Origin of the sequence: Streptomyces racemochromogenes (genome assembly GCF_039535215.1) — a bacterium.
Classification (GTDB): Bacteria; Actinomycetota; Actinomycetes; order Streptomycetales; family Streptomycetaceae; genus Streptomyces; species Streptomyces racemochromogenes.
Window position 1 is genome coordinate 4,372,770 of record NZ_BAAAWT010000001.1, and the last position, 19,515, is coordinate 4,392,284.

Sequence of the window (19,515 nt, forward strand, 5' to 3'; positions counted from 1 at the left end):
CGCCGAGGTCACGGGCCTGTCCCTCCGCGGGGGGCGGGCGCGCGCCGGTAAGGTGGCCCGGTTGTCCTACGTACGACCACCACGTCGGCGGGGACGGCCACGACTGCCACGACCGCCGAGAGCAACGAACCGGAGACCGTGACTACTACCGCCTCCCACCACCTCTCACCCGCCTTCCCCGGCCGTGCCCCCTGGGGTACCGCCAGCAAGCTGCGAGCCTGGCAGCAGGGGGCGCTCGACAAGTACGTCCAGACCCAGCCGCGGGACTTCCTCGCGGTCGCCACCCCCGGCGCCGGCAAGACCACCTTCGCGCTCACGCTGGCCTCCTGGCTGCTGCACCACCACGTGGTGCAGCAGGTGACCGTGGTCGCGCCGACCGAGCACCTGAAGAAGCAGTGGGCGGAAGCCGCCGCCCGCATAGGCATCCGGCTCGACCCCGAGTACTCGGCCGGGCCGCTGAGCAAGGACTACCACGGCGTCGCCGTCACCTACGCGGGCGTCGGCGTGCGCCCGATGCTGCACCGCAACCGCTGCGAGCAGCGCAAGACGCTGGTGATCCTCGACGAGATCCACCACGCCGGCGACTCGAAGTCCTGGGGCGAGGCCTGTCTGGAGGCCTTCGACCCGGCGACCCGGCGCCTGGCCCTGACCGGCACGCCCTTCCGGTCCGACACCAACCCGATCCCCTTCGTCACGTACGAGGAGGGGAACGACGGGATCCGGCGGTCCTCCGCCGACTACACCTACGGCTACGGCAACGCCCTCGGCGACGGCGTCGTCCGCCCCGTGATCTTCCTGTCCTACAGCGGCAACATGCGCTGGCGCACCAAGGCCGGCGACGAGATCGAGGCCCGCCTCGGCGAGCCGATGACCAAGGACGCCATCTCGCAGGCCTGGCGCACGGCCCTGGACCCGCGCGGCGACTGGATGCCGAACGTGCTGCGTGCCGCCGACCAGCGCCTGACGGAGGTCAGGAAGGGCATCCCGGACGCCGGCGGGCTCGTCATCGCCGCCGATCAGGACGCGGCGCGCGCGTACGCGAAGCTGATCCGGGAGATCACGGGCACGAAGGCGACCCTCGTGCTCTCCGACGACGCGGGCGCCTCGAAGAACATCGACACCTTCAGCGGGAACGACGACCGCTGGATGGTCGCGGTCCGCATGGTGTCCGAGGGCGTCGACGTACCGCGCCTCGCGGTGGGCGTGTACGCGACGACGATCTCGACGCCGCTGTTCTTCGCGCAGGCCGTCGGCCGCTTCGTACGATCGCGCAGGCGCGGCGAGACGGCGTCCGTGTTCCTTCCGACGATCCCCTACCTCCTCGGCTTCGCCAACGAGATGGAGGTCGAGCGCGACCACGTCCTGGACCGGCCGAAGAAGGCGGGCGAGGACGACGACCCGTACGCCGAGTCCGAGAAGGAGATGGAGGAGGCGAACCGGCAGGAGGACGAGGACACCGGCGAGGACGAGCAGATGTCCTTCGAGGCCCTCGAGTCCGACGCCGTCTTCGACCGGGTGCTGTACGACGGCGCCGAGTTCGGCATGCAGGCGCACCCGGGCAGCGAGGAGGAGCAGGACTACCTCGGCATCCCGGGTCTGCTGGAGCCGGACCAGGTGCAGCTGCTGCTGCAGAAGCGGCAGTCCCGGCAGATCGCGCACAGCCGCCGCAAGCCCGACTCCGAGGCGGACCTGCTGGAGCTGCCGGCCGACCGGCGGCCGGTGGTCTCGCACAAGGAGCTGCTGGAGCTGCGGAAGTCGCTGAACACGATGGTGGGCGCGTACGTCCACCAGAGCGGGAAACCGCACGGGGTGATCCACACGGAGCTGCGCCGGGTGTGCGGCGGGCCGCCGAGCGCGGAGGCGACGGCGGGGCAGCTGAAGGAGCGGATCAAGAAGGTGCAGGAGTGGGCCACCCGGATGCGGTGAGCCGCTGCTCCTGAGGATGCGGAAACGGGGTCCGTGCGCGGTGCGCACGGACCCCGTTCTCGTGGAGCCCGGGTCAGTTGGTGACGCGGCGACGACGGCCGGTGCCGGCGACCAGGGCCGCACCCATGGCGAGCGCGACACCGCCGGCGCCGAGCGCCCAGCTGGTGGCGGCGTCCGCACCGGTCTCGGCGAGCTCGCCGCCGGTGTTGGTGCTGCCGCCGGTGTTGCCGGAGCCGGTGTTGGTGTCGACGATCGGCGTGGTGGTGCCGCCGCCGTTCGGCTTGGTGTTGTTGTTGCCGCCGGTGTTGCCGCCGGTGTTGCCACCGTTGTTGTGGCCACCCGTGTTGCCGCCGGTGTTGCCACCGCCGGTGGAGCCCCGGACGATCTTCGACGTGTAGAACTGCGCGTCGGACGCGAATTCCTCGTCGACGTTGTTGCTGCCGCCGGCGACGACGAACTCGATGCTGCCGAGCGGAGCGTCCTTGCTGAACTTCATGCGCAGCTTGACCGTGAAGACCTCGTCCTCGTCGACGTAGCTGTCGAAGACGGTGCCGGCGGTCTGGCCCGACGGGTCCTTGTCGGCCGCGACCCACTTCGTGCCGTTGTAGATCTGGATGTCGAGGTGCTTGGCGTGCAGCGTGTCGTTGTCGTTGCCACCGAGAACGGCGAAGCCGTAGTCCTTGAAGCCCTGGATGCCGCGGTTGTCGACCTTCAGGGTGACCTCGGTCCAGTCGCCGCCGGCCTTGAAGCCGCCGGCCGGGAGGCCGCTCAGGCCCAGCTTCGGGCCCTCCTTGTACTCGTCCGCGTCCTCGACCTGCGGAGCCGGGGCCGGCTTGGAGGCCGGCTTCTCGGCGGCGGGCTTGGCCGGGGCCGGAGCCGGGGCCGGCTTCTCCGCGGCGGGCTTCGCCGGGGTCTCGGCGGCCGGCTTCGCGTCCTTCGCCGGGGTCTCGGCGGCGGGCGCGGCGTCGTCCTTCGGCGCGGCGTCGGGCGTCGTGACGGCCGGGGTCTGGGCCTCGTCCGCCATGGCGGGCGTGGCCATGAGGACCGTCGGACCGACGACAGCGGCAGCGGCCACGACGGCCATGCGCTTCAGCTTCACTGTTGCTTCTCTCCCCTTGTATGCGTGCCGGGGTACGTTGCACCCCGCCCCCCCAACATCTTTTTGAACACGATCAGCCTAAGCGCCGTGTAAACCGGATTTCGGTCAGGGGACATTACGAATCGATACAGCCCCGTGCAGAAAACGTCTTAAACCGGCAGTAGGCGCCCGGATTCTGGACGAGGCCTTTCGCTCAGCGGACTCGCTCGCTACTGTCCCCGCATCGAACGCCCCGTGGCAGCGCCGCCGCGGGAGCGCAGCCGGTGCCTTGGCCGCCACCGGCGGCCTCTCCGTGCGTCGCCGAGGGACCGGCAGCGCTGCACCGTGTGAGAGTCACCGCCGCCCACCGATCACAGAGGGAGAGGCGTCGTGACCGCGGAAACCTCCCAGACTCTCGACAGAGGGCTGAGAGTCCTCAAGCTGCTCGCCGACACCGACCACGGTCTGACCGTCACCGAGCTCTCCAACCGCCTCGGTGTCAACCGCACCGTCGTCTACCGCCTGCTCGCCACGCTGGAGCAGCACGCCCTGGTCCGCCGCGACCTCGGCGGCCGGGCCCGCGTCGGGCTCGGCGTGCTGCGCCTGGGCCGGCAGGTCCACCCGCTCGTGCGCGAGGCGGCGCTGCCCGCCCTGCGCTCCCTCGCCGAGGACATAGGGGCCACCGCGCACCTGACCCTCGTCGACGGCACCGAGGCCCTCGCCGTGGCCGTCGTGGAGCCCACCTGGACCGACTACCACGTCGCCTACCGGGCCGGCTTCCGCCACCCGCTGGACCGCGGCGCGGCCGGCCGGGCCATCCTGGCCGCCCGCCAGGGCTCCCTCATCGAGCCCGGCTACACCCTGACCCACGGCGAGCTGGAGGCGGGCGCCAGCGGCGCCGCCGCACCGCTCGTCGGCATCACCGGACTGGAGGGCAGCGTCGGCGTCGTGATGCTGGCCGACGCCGTCCCGGAGCGGGTCGGGCCCCGCGTGGTGGACGCGGCCCGCGAGGTCGCCGACGCCCTGCGCTGACCGGCGCGGACTCGGGCGGCGCGGGCCGGGCCGCCCGGGTCGGTAGATTGGCCGGGTGCTCTCTCGCCTCACACGTCTGCCGCGTCCCGCCGCCCTGGCCGTCTGCGCCGCGCCCGTCCTCGGGCTGTTCGCCGTCGCGGCCCTCGCGCCGCTGCCCTTCGTGGTGGCCGTGCCGGGCCCCACGGCCGACGTACTGGGCTCCGACCAGGGCAAGCCGGTGATCACCGTCACCGGCGCCCCGGTGCGGGACACCAAGGGCCAGCTCCGGATGACCACCATCCGGGCCACCGGCCCCTCCTCGACGATGAAGCTGCCCGAGCTGATCGGCCACTGGTTCAAGACGGACCAGGCCGTCATGCCCCGGGAGTCGGTGTATCCCTCGGGCGGAAGCGACAAGCAGATCGAGGAGCACAACCTGGAGGAAATGGCCCAGTCGCAGTCGGCCGCCGCGGCCGCCGCCCTCGGCTTCCTCAAGAAGGACCCCAAGGACATCAAGGTCCAGCTCAACCTCGCCGACGTCGGCGGCCCGAGCGCCGGACTCCTCTTCACCCTGGGCATCGTCGACAAGCTCGACGGCGACGGCAGCGGCGGCGAACTCACCGGCGGCCGCAGCATCGCCGGTACGGGCACCATCACCGCCGACGGCACGGTCGGCGCCGTCGGCGGGGTGGGCCTGAAGACCCAGGCCGCGCGCCGCGACGGGGCGACCGTGTTCCTGGTGCCGAAGGCGGAGTGCTCGGACGCGAAGTCCGACCTCCCCGAGGGCCTGCGGCTGGTCCCCGTCACTTCGCTGACGGACGCGGTGGGCTCGCTGCGGGCGCTGAACCGGAACGGGGACGTTCCGTCCTGCTGATGGATTCACGACTGTGAACCGAATCGGCGGGTGTTCGGCAGCAATGGCTGCCGAACACCCTCCGGTGTCAGTTATTCGGCTTTGTCACCACAGAGGAACGGGCAACGGGGCCGTGCTCAGAGCGGGTATGGTCCAGCGCTGCGGGTTGGTGGCGTTGCAGTCCCACAGGTAGAGCTGGGTGCCCGTCTCCATGTTGCTCGCGTCCACGCACCGGCCGGAGACCGGGTTGTAGAGGCTGCCGTCAGCGCGGGGGAGGAACTGCTGCGCGGGGTGGTTGTGGCAGACGACAATTTGGAGCGGCGTCCCGTTGGTGGTGCCCGCGTCCTTGGCGTCGAGGCACTTGTCCTGGTGCCGGATGGTGCCGTCGGCGCGGATGTCGAACTTCTGGGCGGCCCCACCGCCAATCATGTTGCAGTCCCACGCCTGGATCTTGTTGCCGTCGACCGGCCGGGCGTTGTCATTGTCCATGCAGTGGCTGGGCTTGGCCGTCAGAGACATGGGGCCGGTGGCACCAGGTGCGGTGAGGGGGGCGGCGTAGGGGTACACAGCGACGTTGCTGATGCCGCCCTTGAGGCCCTCGTGGTAATAGTCCGCCTTACCGTTCTCCTTGTACCGCCCCATGACGAGCGGGCCCACGGGGGCAGGGCTGGTGGCCGCGTTGTGGTGGCCGACGCCGGCGAGGACGCCGTCGACGTAGAGACTCATCAGGCCGGTGTCTGCGTTGTAGACCGCTGTGAGCTGCTGCCAAGTGTCAGGGACGAACCGGGCGGCGTCGTTGGTGGTCTTGCTGGACCAGTCATACGCGGAACCGTCGACGTCGGCGTTGGAGAGGGCGAAGGCCCACTTCTTGGAGTCGGGGTCGGCGAAGATGGCGAAGGCGCTGTTGCGGTTATTGTCCTGGCTGATGACGGCGCCGCTGAAGCCCGGCTTCACCCATGCGCTGATGGTGAAGCTCTGGCGGGTGTCGACGACAGGCTTGTCCGTGGTGATGGAGGACTGGGGTCCGTCGAACGCTGAGTAGGGCGTATTGCGCCCGCCGATCGTTGCGGAGGGCCAGGTGATCCCGGCAGTCTCCGCCGGGAAGACACCGACGGAGCTGGGGGTGCTGGTACTGCTGGACAGCCCAGACAGCTTCCACTGGGCCGTGGGCGCAGTGAGGTTGCCGAGGAAGGACGGGACCTGGTTGATCCCCGTGACATTCAGGGGCTGGCTGGTGCCGGTGCCACTGAAGGTCGCCAGCTGCCGGTTGGCGTCGACCGCCCAGAGGTCGGCGAGCTTATCCCCCGTGACGTCACCCGCCGAACCAAGTGTCGGGTACGCGGCTTTTCCGATGCCGGCGGCAACCTTCACCCGGCTTGCCGAGCTTCCCCAGGTGGTGGGGTCGAGTAGACCGTTGGTGCCCTTGCTACCGAAGGTCCGGAAGACATCGCCGGAAGCGTCGTCACGCAGCCACAAGTCGGGAATGCCGTCGCCGTTAAGGTCTCCAGGAGCGACGACAGTGAACTTGTCCCAGTCGCCGTTTCCGACGAGGACAGGCTCCCCATTGCTGTCGAGGGAGCCGAAGATACTGCCGTAGTAAGCCCACAGCTGCTTGGCCTGCTTGACCAGCAAGTCCGGCGAACCGTCACCATTGATGTCACCAGGTGCGATGATCTGGTCGGCGTCGTGCCAGTGGTCGTCGCCGTTCCAGTCGCTGCCGTAGTCACAGCCGACGCCGGGGTCCTTGACCGGACAGGCCACCGTCAACTCGACGGGGTTGTTGACGACCGACCCCTGACCGTTGTTCGGGTACGTCCAGAGCTTCTTCTGGGTCATGCCGGATGGCTGCTGGAGGGAGACCAGGTCGTTGTATCCGTCGCCGTCCCAGTCGCCCTGGGTGCCGATCTGAGCTCCGTTGAAAGACGTCCCGCCCTTTGTAGCGGCGGCGAACTTGCCGTTGCCCTGGCCGGCATAGGCGAGCAAAGCGCCCTGGGAATCGACCGTCCAGATGTCACGGAATCCGTCACCATTCAGGTCGTTCGGGCCGTCCGTGGTCTGTGAGCGCTTGGCATAGTAGAGGTAGGTGGCGGTGTCGGACCGGTTGCCTGCCTTGTCGACCGTGATTGCGTAGACGAAGTGAGGGCCGGAGCCGGGGGGCGTGAGAGTGACGCTCGTACCGGGTGCGGTAGCCCGGGGCGCGGGTTCGGAATCCGTGTAGTAGAGGATTTCCTTGGCGTCCGCCACACCGTTGGCGGAGAAGGTGAAGGTGCCTGGGGTACGGGCCTGGCCGGTGGTGGCAGGCCAGCCGTTCTTGCCGTCAGGGAACTGCGTGGAGCTGATCACCGGGGGCTTACTGGGGCGGCTGCGGTCGATGCGGAAGGCACAGCTGGTCGACCACGGGGAGTATGCGTTGTCCTGGTCCTTGGCCCGGACCTTCCACGTGTACGTGCCGTTGGGCAGGGTGGCATCGGGCACGCTCCAGGTCGCCACCTTGCCCCTGCTGGCAGGGACGGACTGCGTTGCGATGAGCTTCGGTGTGCTGGGAGGGAAGAGAGTCCGCTGGAAGAGTTGGAACTCGGCCACCAGGTTGCCGGCGTCCGGATCGTCGATCGTCGCGTAGAGGCTCACGCGGGAGTCACCGATGGTGCGGGTGGGGACGAACCGGCTGGCGAGGTCGCAAGGGCCCTCTGGGTCGGTGCCCAGACCCTTTGGCCTGCTGGGCGGATTGTTGTACTCCGTCTCCAGTGTGATCGTCTTGGGATCGAACCGCTTCCACTGGAAAACGTCGCTCTCGTTCGACGCGTACAGGCCCAGCGTCACACTGGACCAGCCCTTGGACGCAGACTCCTTCGCGGCCTCCGTCGCGTCGAACTCGAGGTTGCCCTGGGCACATCCCTCGTAGCCCTTGGCCGCGGTGACGGTGGCCAGTCGTGTGCCCTTGCTCGGCTGGTTGTTCCAAGTGGTCTTGGAGGAGATGGGGCCGGTCGTCCACAGTTCCACCGGGGTGGCGGTGCACGACCACGACCAGGTCTCTTTCACGCGGAAGGTCGACTTCGAGACGAGGGCACCCTTGATGTTGGCGGTGTCCAACTGGAAGAAGGTCCGGGAAAGCCCGTTGGTGTCGCTCTCGTACCCGACCCGAACGTCCTGCTTGGTGTTCCAGTACGAGTTGTTCGGCCAGCTACGGTACGCCCAGGCCCAGTTCTGACGCTCTCCCCATGCGACAGACGGGTCGATGTACACGGGGTACTTCGTCTGTGCGCCGGTCAGCAGGGCTTGGTCGGGCTTGATCTCCAAGGTGTCGCCGGCGACCGTTGTGGGCATCTGGGCGTCCTTCGCCCCTGACGGCGCCACGAAGGCGTCGGACGGCGTGCCGGCTCCGGGGACCGAGTCCGCGGCAAGCGAGCGGGCTGCCGTGGCCGCCCGTGCTTGTCCAGTCGCTGCTCCCGTCGTCGTGGAGTCCCACATCATGGGGGTCGAGGCGGTGAATACATCCTGTCCCGCCGGGTTCACCGCACTGAGCAGTCCGGTCGTCGGGTCGGCGGTCACGTTCAAGCCGACTGTGTCGAGCTTGAACTTCAGCAGCGCGAGGTCAGGGTACTTTGCTGCCTCTGCCGTCTTCACCACCAAGAGCTGGGAAAAGCCCTCGACCTCGGCCTTCAACTGCAAGTCCACGTCTGGCAGGACGTTCGCGTAGGTGGCCACGTTGCCGACGAGGGTCGGTTTCGGCAGCGCCTTCGGCCATGTCAGGGATAACGTCCGGCCGTCCTTCACCCCAGTCAGGAGAGGGCCCGTGCCGCCGCCGGAGAAGGCGATCGAGACGGCTGAGGCTTTGGGCGCCACCTTGCCGTCCGCGGCGAACTGGAGGGTCGGGTCGGTCGCGACCCATGCCCCGGCCTGACGCACTCGCACGGTCGTGCCGTACCGCTTCACGGACCACTTGCCGTTCGGCAGAGCCCAGGTGTCGGAGGAACCAGTACGTGCGGAAGTCAGCTCGTAGGGCTGTCCGGATTCTTTTGCCTTGGCAAGCGCGAAGTCTTCCGCGCTCAGAGAGCCGTCGGTGACCGGGTCGGCAGATGCCGCCACCGCTGGCGGCTGCAATGCGGCCAATCCGATAGTTGTTATTGAGCCAACTAGAGCGAAGGAAATGACTCCGCTTAACTTCCGTCCGGCCGGCCTGCGGGAGAGTCTCTTTTTTGTCGTCACTCAAGCTCCAACGGTCCGATATTCGCGGCGACTGTACTCGACCGTCGAGTCTCGCGCACCACAGTTGACCTGCACTTTTAGTGGCCATTGGGGCAGAATATTACTTTTGGTGGGGTGATGATGGTGGTGTCAATGTTCGAGTTCAAGCCAGTTATCGGCGTGTCGGACTGCGGAATTGGGACTGTTATATTGCGCCGATGAATTCTCTGGATGAGTGGGGTGGGGTGTGAGAAGGTTTGGAGTGAGAGGGCTGTCTGTGGCGGTAGCCGCAGCGGTCCTTTCGGGAACACTGTCAGGACCCGTTGCCGTCGCAGAAAGCAAAGACAAGCTGTCGTTGCCGCAGCTCAAGCAGCCGAAGGCCGTACCGGTCAAGCCGGTACGTGCCGGTGGAACGGAGAGGCCCGATGCCGCGGCGGAACACCCTTGGCGGGCTCCGAAGGTCACTTGGCCTGCGGCCGGCTCGGTCGAGATGGACCTCGCCGCAGGAACGGCGTCCAAGTCCTTAGGACTTGGCGGGGCACACGCTCCCGCCATCGGCTCAGGCTCGCCGCAGGCAGGCAAGTTCCCTGTGGCGGTGTACGGGGCGCCGGGCAAGGCGGCCGGGAGCGCCGCCAAGATGAAGGTGACCGTTGCTGCCCGGGATGTGGCACGCAAGGCTGGCGTCGACGGCGTGCTGCTGTCGGTGGGTCGCGCGGACGGTGCCCGGCAACCGGCTTCCGCCAAGATTGAAGTCGACTACAACAGTTTCCGCGCGGCGTATGGCGGCGACTACGCCGCCCGGTTGCATCTGGTTGAACTTCCCTCCTGCTCGTTGACGACCCCGGACCGTCCGGAGTGCCGTACGCAGAAGTCGCTCGAGACACGGAACGACATCCCATCGGGCAAGCTCACGGCTGAGGTCACGACGCCCGGTGCGCCTGTACTGGAGGTCAAGGCGACCGGATTGTGGGCGACGCCCACAGCTGCTGCCGCTTCCGCCTCGACGGTCCTGGCTGCGACGGCCGGTGCGTCCGGGGCGAGTGGCGACTACAAGGCAACCCCGCTGCAGCCGTCAGGCTCTTGGAACGCAGGCGGATCCACCGGCGCGTTCACCTGGTCGTACAACGTTGCGATACCCCCGGTCCCGGGAGGCCTCGCACCGAAGATCTCCCTCGACTACAACTCGCAGTCAATTGACGGCCGCACTGCCGCGTCCAACAGCCAGGCGTCCTGGATCGGCGACGGCTGGTCCTGGGAGCCGGGCTTCATCGAGCGCAAGTACAAACCGTGCAACGACGACAAGACCGGCGGTACGAACAGCGCCAAGGTCGGTGACCAGTGCTGGTTCAACGACAACGCCACGCTGTCCCTCAACGGCAAGTCCACCGAGCTGGTCTTCGAGCAGGGCAAGGGCTGGCACCCGGCCTCCGACTCCGGAGAAAAGGTGGAGAAACTCACCGGTGCGACGAATGGCGACAACGACGGTGAGCACTGGAAGATCACCACGACCGATGGAATCCAGTACTTCTTCGGCCTGAACCGTCTTCCGGGGTGGAGGGACGCCTCCACGCCGACAACGAACTCGACGTGGACCGTACCCGTCTACGGCAACCAGGCCGGCGAACCCTGCTACAACGCCTCCTTCGCGAGTGCCTGGTGCCAGCAGGCGTGGAGGTGGCAGCTCGACTACGTGGTAGCGCCCGGCGGCAGCGCCATGGCCTATTACTGGAAGACAGAGACCAACAACTACGGGCGGAACGTCTCCCAGACCACAGGCAAGGGAACCGTCACTCCCTACATCCGATCGGGGTGGCTTGACCGCATCGACTACGGCCTTCGAGCCGAGTCGGTCTACAGCGCCAAGGCTATGGGCCAGGTCTCCTTCAACGCCGCGGAACGCTGTCTCACCAACTGCGGCACCTTCGACGAGGGCAACGCCAAGAACTGGCCCGACTCTCCCTACGACCAGTTCTGCAAGGACGGATCCACCGAGTGTAAGAACCAGTTCTCGCCGACCTTCTGGTCCCGCATGCGACTGGCGGGCATCAACACCAGGATCCTGACCGGCGGCACCTACAAGGACGTCGACTCCTGGGCCCTGCAGCAGGACTTCCCGCCGTCGGGCGACGGCATTTCCACCCCGCTGTGGCTTAAGTCCATCACCCGCACGGCGAAGGCTGGCGACGCTCCCGACATCGTCCTTCCCCCCATCACGTTCGCGGGCGAGCAGAAGCCCAACCGTGTCGACAAGACGGGTGATGGTCTCGCCCCCTTCATCCGCCTGCGGATGTACCAGGTGACAACCGAGTCCGGGGGCACGACCGCCGTCACCTACTCCCAGCCGGACTGCACCGTCGATGCGCTGCCTGCTGCGGACGCCAGCAACACCAAGCGGTGCTACCCAGTGAAGTGGGCCTTCGAGGGTGAGACGGCCAAGCTGGACTGGTTCAACACGTATGTCGTCGACAAGGTCGTCGAGGGTGACAACATCGCCGGCTCACCCGACAAGGTCACCTCGTACAGCTACCTGGGCGGAGCGGCCTGGGACAAGAGCACGGACGAGTTCACCAAGTCCGAGGACCGTGTCAACTCCGTGGCCCGTGGTTACGAGCGTGTCCAGGTCCGCGTCGGAGCTGCCGACGAGTCGAGGTCCCTTACGGAGATGCGCTACTTCCGAGGTCTCGACGGCAAGGAGGTCAAGGACGGCACGGGGGCAGTCGCCATCGACCGTCCGGAATTCGCCGGGCGACCTCGGGAATCTGCCACCTACGACGGGGACGACACCGAGAAGCTCGTCGGCGCGACCTCCAGCACTCCCTGGCGCTCGGACGTCGTGGCCAAGCGGGTCAGGCCGGGCCTTCCCGATCTGGTCTCGTACAAGACCGGAGTGGAGAAGACGGCTACCCGCACGACCGTGACTGGTGGGATCCGCACGACGGAACTCACCCGCCACTACGACGGCTACGGCATGGTCGACTGGGAATCCCAGAGCGGTGACACCACCACGACCGGCGACGAGACGTGCACGACGAACAGCTACGCCCGCAATACGACCAGCTGGATCCTGGACAAGGTCAGCCGGGTCGAGACGGTCGCGGTGCCCTGCGGCTCGACGGTCAACCGGCCGACGGACGTCGTGTCGGACAACCGGACCTATTTCGACAACGGCGCACTCGGCACGGTCCCGGGCTCGGGCCTACTGACGAAGACCGAGACGATCAACGCGAAGGGCGACGGCTACGAGGTCCTGTCCTCGGTCCCCAGCAGCTGTGGCGCTGCCAAGGACCAACTCTGCTACGACGTCTACGGCCGTCAGCTCGCCATTGCAGATCAGTACGGCAAGCTCACCACCATCGGACTGACTCCTTCAGCCGGCGAGGTCGCGACCACCATGGTCGTGACGAACCCCAAGGGGCACGCCGCTTCCTCGGAGCTCGACCCGCTGCGAGGTCTGACGACCAAGGTCACCGACCCCAACGGCAAGGTGACGACGACGAGCTACGACGCACTCGGGCGCACGTCAAAGGTCTGGCTGCCGAACTGGCCCGCCGCCACCAACCCGGACAAGCCGAGCCGCGTCTTCGAGTACACGATCCGCAACGACGGCCCCAACGTCGTCACGTCCAAGTCGCTGACCCACGACTACAAGTACTCCGTCAACCACGCCATCCAGGATGGTCTGCTGCGCCCGCGCCAGACGCAGACGGAGTCACCCGACCTGACCGGACGCCTGATCTCCGAGACGTTCTACGACACGAAGGGGCAGCCCTGGCGCTCCTCTGGTACGTACTACGCAGACGGCGCTCCGGATGCCCAGCTGGTGTCCGGCCCGGAGAGTGCCTATCCCGCCTCCGCCGACACGCTTTACGACGGCGCAGGTCGGCCCACCGCGGTGATTTCCAAGCGGTTCGGTGTGGAAACCAAGCGGGCCACCACCAGCTACACCGGTGACTCCACCACCGTCATCCCGCCCCAGGGTGGAACCTCGAAGACCACTGTCGTGGACGCTCTCGGGCGTACCGTCGAGCTCAAGCAGTACACCGATGCCGGACGCATGACCTCGCAGTCCATCCGGTACGAGTACAATAGGCTCGGACGCCTGGCCCGGGTCACCGACCCGAGCGGCGCGCAGTGGACCTACACCTACGACGTACGCGGGTCCCAGATCGAGGCGAGCGACCCGGACAAGGGAACGACCAAGACCACGTACGACAGCGCAGGCAAGGTCACGGACGTGATCGACGCCCGTGGTAACACGCTGCACACCGACTACGACGAGTTGGGCCGCCCCACGGCAGTCAAGCAGGGCGGAACGGTCCTGACGTCGAACGTCTACGACACGGTGGCGAAGGGCAAGCCGGCCAAGTCGACCCGTTACATCGACGGCCAGCCCTACGAGTCGGAGGTCCTCCTCTACGACCACTTGTACCAGCCACTGCAGACGCAGGTGACCATCCCGGCGACCCCGGACACGGGTGCTCTGGCGGGTACGTACAAATGGACGAACACCTACAACATCACTGGGCAACTGCTCACAACGAAGCAGCCCGCGATGGGGGACCTGCCTGCCGAAACGATCGGTAGCACCTACAAGTCGGTCTCCGGTCTGCTCAACACCTCAGGCGTCGGCAGCAGCAGGCTCGTCTCGGCCATGACGTACGACCACTACGGTCGCGCCACGCGCCAGGAGCTGGGAGCGTCCGGCCAGCGGGTCTTTACCTCGACCGAGTACGACGACCACACCGGCAACGTCACCCGCGCCTACACCGATCGAGAGGTCGCACCACAGCGCATCGATGACACCCGCTACACCCTCGATCCCTCGGGCAACCTGACGACTATCGCCACGGCCAGCGGGCAGGACGCGGACCGCACCACTGACACCCAGTGCGTGAACCTCGACGCACTGCGACGCATCGTCGACGCCTGGACGAACAAGGGCGAGTCCTGCGCGCCGACGCCATCTGAAACGGTCGTCGGCGGCCCGGACGCGTACTGGACCACCTACACGTACGACTCGGTCGGGAACCGCAAGACCGAAACCAAGCACAAGACGGCCTCGGAGCCGATACCCGACACGGTTCGGACCTATGCGGCACCGACGGCCGGCAAGCACGACCTGCCCAAGATCACGCAGACTGGCACGGAGGCGCGAGACGAAACCTTCACCTACGACGCGTCGGGCAACACCAAGACCCGCAAGATCGGAACGGAGGAGACCCAGTACCTGGAGTGGGACGCCGAGGGGCACCTCAAGTCCCTCAACCAGGGAACGTCCAGCAACTCCTTCGCCTACGACACCGCCGGCCAGCGCATGCTCCGCAAGGACTCGACCGGCACCACCCTCTACCTCCCAGGTGGCAACGAGCTCAAGCTCGACAAGTCCGGCAAGGTCACCGGCACCCGCTACTACGGCACGGTTGCAATGCGCACGGCCGGCAAGCTCAGCTTCACCCTGGCCGACCACCACGGCACCGGCACTACTCAGATCAGCGTCGATGCCGCGCAGTCCGTGACCCGCCGCAAGACGGGTGTCTTCGGAGAGGAGCGCGGCACTCAGCCCACTGATTGGTCGGGCGAGAAAGGGTTCGTCGGCGGCACCAAGGACACCGACAGCGGTTTCACCCACCTGGGCGCGCGTGAGTACGACCCATTGATCGGCCGTTTCATATCAGTCGACCCGATCATGGATCTGAGCAGCTCGCAGCAGCTCCATGGGTACATCTACTCCAGCAACAACCCGTTCTCTCTCAGTGACCCTACGGGCGAGATCGAGACGGACTGCCTGAACGGCAATTGTGGTGGTCACTACAACCCGCGCGACGACAATCTGGCAGGAACCGACCCGCATAGGCCTCACGGGATGTACGGCGGGTACAACAGCAGGCCGGAGACGTACGCAACCTTCAAGCCTACCGTCAATGACGTTGCATGGCTCGACAGGTCAAACAAGCCGCTTCGCTTGCCCAAGAATGCATCGCCGAAGTTCCTCAAGGAGTATCGGAAGCAGCTCGATAACGAATTCAAGTTCCTTGTCAATAATGAGCGTGGCACGATTTGGACTGCGCAGACTACCGCATTGCTAAATGCCTGCCAGGAAACCGACTGCCCAGACCTTCGCTACTACCTCGTTCTCAACCTGCTGGCGAAGCTTGAGAATGGGGAGCTTGCTCCGTATGACATCCCGGGCGGGTCTGCCGGTGGGATAAGGATTCGGGACGGGGGTAAAAATAGGCCTGCTAAGGGTGGTGGCTGTCAGTGTTTTCTCGCGGGAACGCGTGTGGTGATGGCCGATGGGACTTCAAAGGTTATTGAAGAAGTTGAGGCCGGCGACGAAGTCCTTGCTTCCGATCCGCGGTCGGGTGAGGTAGGCGGGCGTAAGGTATCGCGTCTTATAGCCACCGAGGATGACAAGCACTTCAATAAGCTGTCTCTTGTGACGGGTGCAGGGGTTGAAGAGCTGACTGCCACCCAAGAACACCCTTTTTGGTCACCTTCGGAGAATGCCTGGATCAACGCTGCTGATCTGAAGCCGGGCATGTCTCTAGCCACTGACGTTGGTGGTACGGCGATCGTTGCTGGCAATGAGTCGTACACGGGGCACGCCAAGACCTACAACCTGACGATCGAAGACCTTCACACGTACTATGTACTGGCTGACGACACGCCGGTCCTCGTGCATAATTCGAGTTGCCCTGCCGGTGTGGGGCGAGAGCTAATCGATGGACAGGCTCAGTTTCACATCATTCATGGAGACAAGACTGGGGGTGGCCATAAATGGCCAGGGCAGGCTGGGAAAACCGTCTTCCCTTCGAGTTGGGGGACGGACCAAATCCTCGATGCCGTGGCCGATGTGGCTACAAGTCCAAGTAGTAAGTGGGACTGGGTGAAGGGGCCTCAGGGGTCTACCTTCACAAAGAAAGGAACAGCTTCACGTGTGGCGATCACGGGCACCTATGATGGCGTAGACATCAAGGTTATCTATGAGCCGGCATCCAATCGGATCATAACCGGGTACCCGTATAAGTGAGTGAGAGTTGTCTGATATGCAGTATCCACCTTATCGTGCCGTGATCGGGGGACTCCTGAATGACTCGCCGATTACTCGCGAGGATGTGATCAAAAACGTTCGCGAATTCCTGACGGTAGGCGAGTTTGGGTTGGCCTTCGATACTATGTGCAGCTGGATTTACGAGGATGATCTGATGATCTCTTCCTCGTATCATGGTCGGCTGCGGGAACTCGCGGAGGATATGGGCGCCGTAGAGATTGTGGACAAGCTTCAAGAGCACATCCGCGACGAGTGACGGCAACACAACCAAACTTCGGTGGCCCTCGCGTGACGACGTGCGGGGGGCCACCGGCGTTTGTAGCCGGGTCATGCACTACCGCGGCTCGGTGGAGGAAGCTGCGGAAGCGGCGGGTGACGTTGGCCAGGCGCCAGGGTGTGGAGCGAGCTCAGATGTCCTTTAGCGTTCAAGTGTAAAGTTTCGGCCCCGGCGGGTGACAGCTTGAGGGGGCCGTTTTGCTGTTTGGTGGCGGTTGCGGTGCAGGCGCCAAGTTGGGCGGGCGACTGCGGCTGGAGGCTCGATCGGTGACCGGAGGGGTGCTAGACCCCCGGCTCATCAAAGCGGAGCCTTGTTGCTTTGGAAGCTGCCTGATCCCCGTCACTTCGCTGACGGACGCGGTGGGCTCGCTGCGGGCGCTGAACCGGAACGGGGACGTTCCGTCCTGCTGACGGAGGGCTTTCCGTCGAGGCCGCGCCAGGACGGGAAGACCAGCGGGATCAGCGTCGCCAGGAGGTAGACGGCGGCGAACGCCAGCAGGGCCGGGGTCACGCCGAAGGCGTCGACCAGCAGGCCCGCCGCGAGGCCGCCCATCGGCATGGCCAGTTCGCTGCCCGCCATGCTCACGCTGGAGACCCGGCTGCGCATGTCCTCCGGCACCAGCTCGTAGACCACGGTGGTCAGGATCGGGTTGAGCACGCCCGCGGCCAGGCCGGACAGGGCCATGGTCACCGCGAGGGGCAGCGGGGTGTCGGTGACGGCGGCGACCACGTAGCGGGTGGCGCCCGAGATCAGGAAGGCGCCCGCGAACACGGCCCGGCGGGGGAAGCGCTGGCCCCAGGCCCCGTAGAGCAGCGCCCCGAGCAGGGCGAAGCCGCCGAAGAGGGAGACCATCAGACCGAGGGCGGTCGCGTCGCCGAGGTCCTCGCGGCCGTGGACCGGGAGGAGTACGGAGGACCAGCCCTGGTCGAGGCCGTTGGTCACCATCACCATGAGGGTGATGCCCAGCAGGAGTCGTGAGCGGGTCAGGAACCGCCGGCCCTCGGCCAGGTCGGTGCGGTACGCGGCGAACGAGGGCTTCTCGCCGGTGCGTTGGGGCTCGGCGGCGGCGACCCCGCGCAGGAAGGCCGAGCAGGGCGGAGGCGGCGAAGGTGGCCGCGTCCAGGAGGAGAACCGCTTCCGCACCCAGGGCGGCGATCAGTACGCCCGCCATCGCGGCCCCGATCATCCGGGCCCCGCGCGAGACCCCGTCGTAGAGGCCGGCGGCGCGGGCGACGGTGGTGCCGGCGTGCTCGGCGAGGCTGGGGAGCAGGACGTAGCGGGCGGTCAGGCCCGGGGTGTGCGCGAGGCCGCCGACGGCCATCAGCGCGCACAGCATCCAGAACTCGAGGAGCCCCGCGTGGTGCAGGAGGGGGATCGCCCCGACCGACGCGGCGCAGACCACGTCGGAGGCGGCGGAGACCCGGCGGCGGCCGATCCGGTCGATGACCGGGCCGCCGACCAGGGCGGCGACGACGACCGGGAGGGTGGCGCAGAAGGCGACGACCCCGGCCCGGCCGGCGCTCCCCGTGGTCTGGAGCACGAACCACGGGACGCCGATGAGGGTGAGCGAACTGCCGGCGATGGAGATGGTGTTGGCGGCCAGGACCGCGGTGAAGGGCCGGCGGCTCATGCGGCCTGGTGCCGGACGCGGGCGTGGGCGGGGACAGGCTGGAGCAGGCGGGTGCCGACGGCTATCAGACCCTCGCCGAGGCGGTTGCGCAGGGCGGGGAGGGCGGGAGCGGCGGGGGCGGCCTCTCGGGCGAGGCGCCAGGCGGCGGCCTCGGCGGTCAGTTCGGCGGTGCGGGCGGCGTGGGTCAGGGCGTGCGGGAAGGTGTGCATGGCAGGACTCCTTCTGGGTGAACGCGGGGTGGAGGTGCGGGGCCGGGGTCGGGGCTCAGGCGTTGCCGCGGCGCGGGAAGGCGTGCGTGTGGAAGCGGACCGACTCGGCGCCCTCGGCCTGCGGCAGGTCGCGGTAGCTGTTGACGAGTTCGTGCATCCGGTGGATCAGTTCATGGCTCTGGGCGGGCGTCAGGCGCAGCGTGAAGTCGCTGAGGTCCGACGAGGCCCGCCACTCCTTGGACCAGTTGTGGGCGTCGCCGAGCCAGGTGCTGATCTCCTGGGTGTGGATCGTCGCGATCTCGTGGAGGAAGGCGTCGGCGGCGCCGCGCGTCTCCGGGTCGCCGTCGTACATCAGCGACTCGTCGAAGGCCGTGCCGTCGTGGGCGGCCTTCCACCAGCGTTCGCGGCCCTTGCCGTGTCCGGGTGCGTCCTCGACGAAGCCGTGCGCGGCGAGCTGGCGCAGGTGGTAGCTGGTCGAGCCGCTGGACTCGCCGAGCCGCTCCGCCAGCTGGGAGGCGGTGGCGGGTCCGTCGTGGCGCAGGGCGGCGAGCATGCGCATGCGCAGGGGGTGGGCGAGGCCGCGCAGGGAGCGGGCGTCGAGCGTGCGGACCACGGGCTGTTGCTGCGGGCCTTCGGCGTTCTTGTCGGGCATGGCTCAACCGTAAGGTTGCAAAGGCTTCTCTGCAAGGGTTTCTTTGCAAACTCTTCTTTGGAACTCGACGAGCCCGCCCTCAGCCGTCCGCGGCCGCCTGCTCCACCAGGGGGATGATCCGCAGCGGCACCGGGTTCTCCATGACGATCGCCGTCGACGCCCGCACGATCCCCCCGAAGCCCACCACCCGGTCGATCACCCGCTGGAGGTCGGCGTTCGACCGCGCCACCAGCCGGCACAGCATGTCCCCGTGCCCGGTCGTCGTGTGCAGCTCCAGCACCTCCGGAACGCCCGACAGGTGCGCCCGTACGTCCGCCCCCTGCCCCTGCTTGATCTCCAGCGTGGCGAACGCCGTCACCGGATACCCCAGCGCCGTCGGGTCCACCTGCGGGCCGAACCCGCGGATCACCCCGTTCGACTGGAGCCGGTCCAGCCGCGCCTGGACCGTGCCGCGCGCCACGCCCAGCCGGCGGGAGGCCTCCAGCACGCCGATGCGGGGCTCGCGCGCCAGCAGGACGATGAGGCGGCCGTCGAGTTCGTCGATGCCCATGGAAACCTTCCCTCGATCGGCTGGTCATACTGCACAGATCTCTCAGTCATCCTCCGGCTCGGCTGGGCATTCTGTACAGCGGAAATGGAAACT

At 67.1% G+C, this 19,515-nt stretch carries 10 protein-coding genes and 1 pseudogene; 5 read left to right on the forward strand and 6 right to left on the reverse strand.

Annotated elements, in window-relative coordinates; translation table 11 throughout:
- Positions 1–138 precede the first annotated feature (138 nt).
- Positions 139–1,926 (forward strand): DEAD/DEAH box helicase, encoded by a 1,788-nt coding sequence (locus ABD973_RS20180; protein WP_007264384.1) that lies wholly within the window; start codon positions 139–141, stop codon positions 1,924–1,926.
- Between the two features lie 73 nt (positions 1,927–1,999).
- Here ABD973_RS20180 and ABD973_RS20185 read toward each other — a convergent pair whose 3' ends face one another.
- Positions 2,000–3,025, reverse strand: a complete 1,026-nt coding sequence (locus ABD973_RS20185) for a hypothetical protein (RefSeq protein WP_042800963.1) — start codon at positions 3,023–3,025, stop codon at positions 2,000–2,002.
- 369 nt (positions 3,026–3,394) lie between these two features.
- On the opposite strand from ABD973_RS20185, the gene ABD973_RS20190 reads away from it, so the two are divergent.
- Together ABD973_RS20190 and ABD973_RS20195 are read left to right on the forward strand one after the other, a co-directional pair.
- The gene (locus tag ABD973_RS20190) at positions 3,395–4,036 is read left to right on the forward strand and encodes an IclR family transcriptional regulator (protein ID WP_007264382.1); all 642 of its coding nucleotides are present in this window, start codon (positions 3,395–3,397) and stop codon (positions 4,034–4,036) included.
- Positions 4,037–4,091: 55 nt separating this feature from the next.
- Positions 4,092–4,889 carry a S16 family serine protease gene (locus tag ABD973_RS20195; RefSeq protein WP_125821262.1) on the forward strand — a complete coding sequence of 266 codons (798 nt, stop codon included), beginning with the start codon at positions 4,092–4,094 and terminating at the stop codon, positions 4,887–4,889.
- Positions 4,890–4,973: 84 nt separating this feature from the next.
- On the opposite strand, the gene ABD973_RS20200 is transcribed toward ABD973_RS20195, so the two are convergent.
- Positions 4,974–8,978, reverse strand: coding sequence for a ricin-type beta-trefoil lectin domain protein (locus ABD973_RS20200; RefSeq protein ID WP_129593303.1), 4,005 nt, complete (start codon positions 8,976–8,978; stop codon positions 4,974–4,976).
- 352 nt (positions 8,979–9,330) lie between these two features.
- On the opposite strand from ABD973_RS20200, the gene ABD973_RS20205 reads away from it, so the two are divergent.
- Together ABD973_RS20205 and ABD973_RS20210 are read left to right on the forward strand one after the other, a co-directional pair.
- The gene (locus ABD973_RS20205) at positions 9,331–16,083 is read left to right on the forward strand and encodes a polymorphic toxin-type HINT domain-containing protein (protein ID WP_345501327.1); all 6,753 of its coding nucleotides are present in this window, start codon (positions 9,331–9,333) and stop codon (positions 16,081–16,083) included.
- A 40-nt stretch (positions 16,084–16,123) separates the two neighbouring features.
- Positions 16,124–16,360 carry a MafI family immunity protein gene (locus tag ABD973_RS20210; RefSeq protein WP_345501329.1) on the forward strand — a complete coding sequence of 79 codons (237 nt, stop codon included), beginning with the start codon at positions 16,124–16,126 and terminating at the stop codon, positions 16,358–16,360.
- A 360-nt stretch (positions 16,361–16,720) separates the two neighbouring features.
- Here the strand turns inward: ABD973_RS20210 and ABD973_RS20215 are convergent.
- The 4 genes and pseudogenes from ABD973_RS20215 to ABD973_RS20230 all read right to left on the reverse strand — a co-directional run bounded on the left by ABD973_RS20215 (position 16,721) and on the right by ABD973_RS20230 (position 19,422).
- Positions 16,721–18,011: pseudogene (locus ABD973_RS20215) on the reverse strand (MFS transporter).
- Positions 18,008–18,220: a hypothetical protein gene (locus tag ABD973_RS20220; protein ID WP_164720894.1), complete on the reverse strand. Its 213-nt coding sequence runs from the start codon at positions 18,218–18,220 to the stop codon at positions 18,008–18,010. Before ABD973_RS20220 ends, ABD973_RS20215 begins: the two are co-directional and overlap by 4 nt.
- Before the next feature lie 55 nt (positions 18,221–18,275).
- On the reverse strand, positions 18,276–18,872 hold the full coding sequence (locus ABD973_RS20225; RefSeq protein ID WP_125821260.1) for an ArsR/SmtB family transcription factor: 597 nt from the start codon (positions 18,870–18,872) through the stop codon (positions 18,276–18,278).
- A 79-nt stretch (positions 18,873–18,951) separates the two neighbouring features.
- Positions 18,952–19,422, reverse strand: coding sequence for an Lrp/AsnC family transcriptional regulator (locus ABD973_RS20230; protein ID WP_125821259.1), 471 nt, complete (start codon positions 19,420–19,422; stop codon positions 18,952–18,954).
- Between the last annotated feature and the right edge of the window lie 93 nt (positions 19,423–19,515).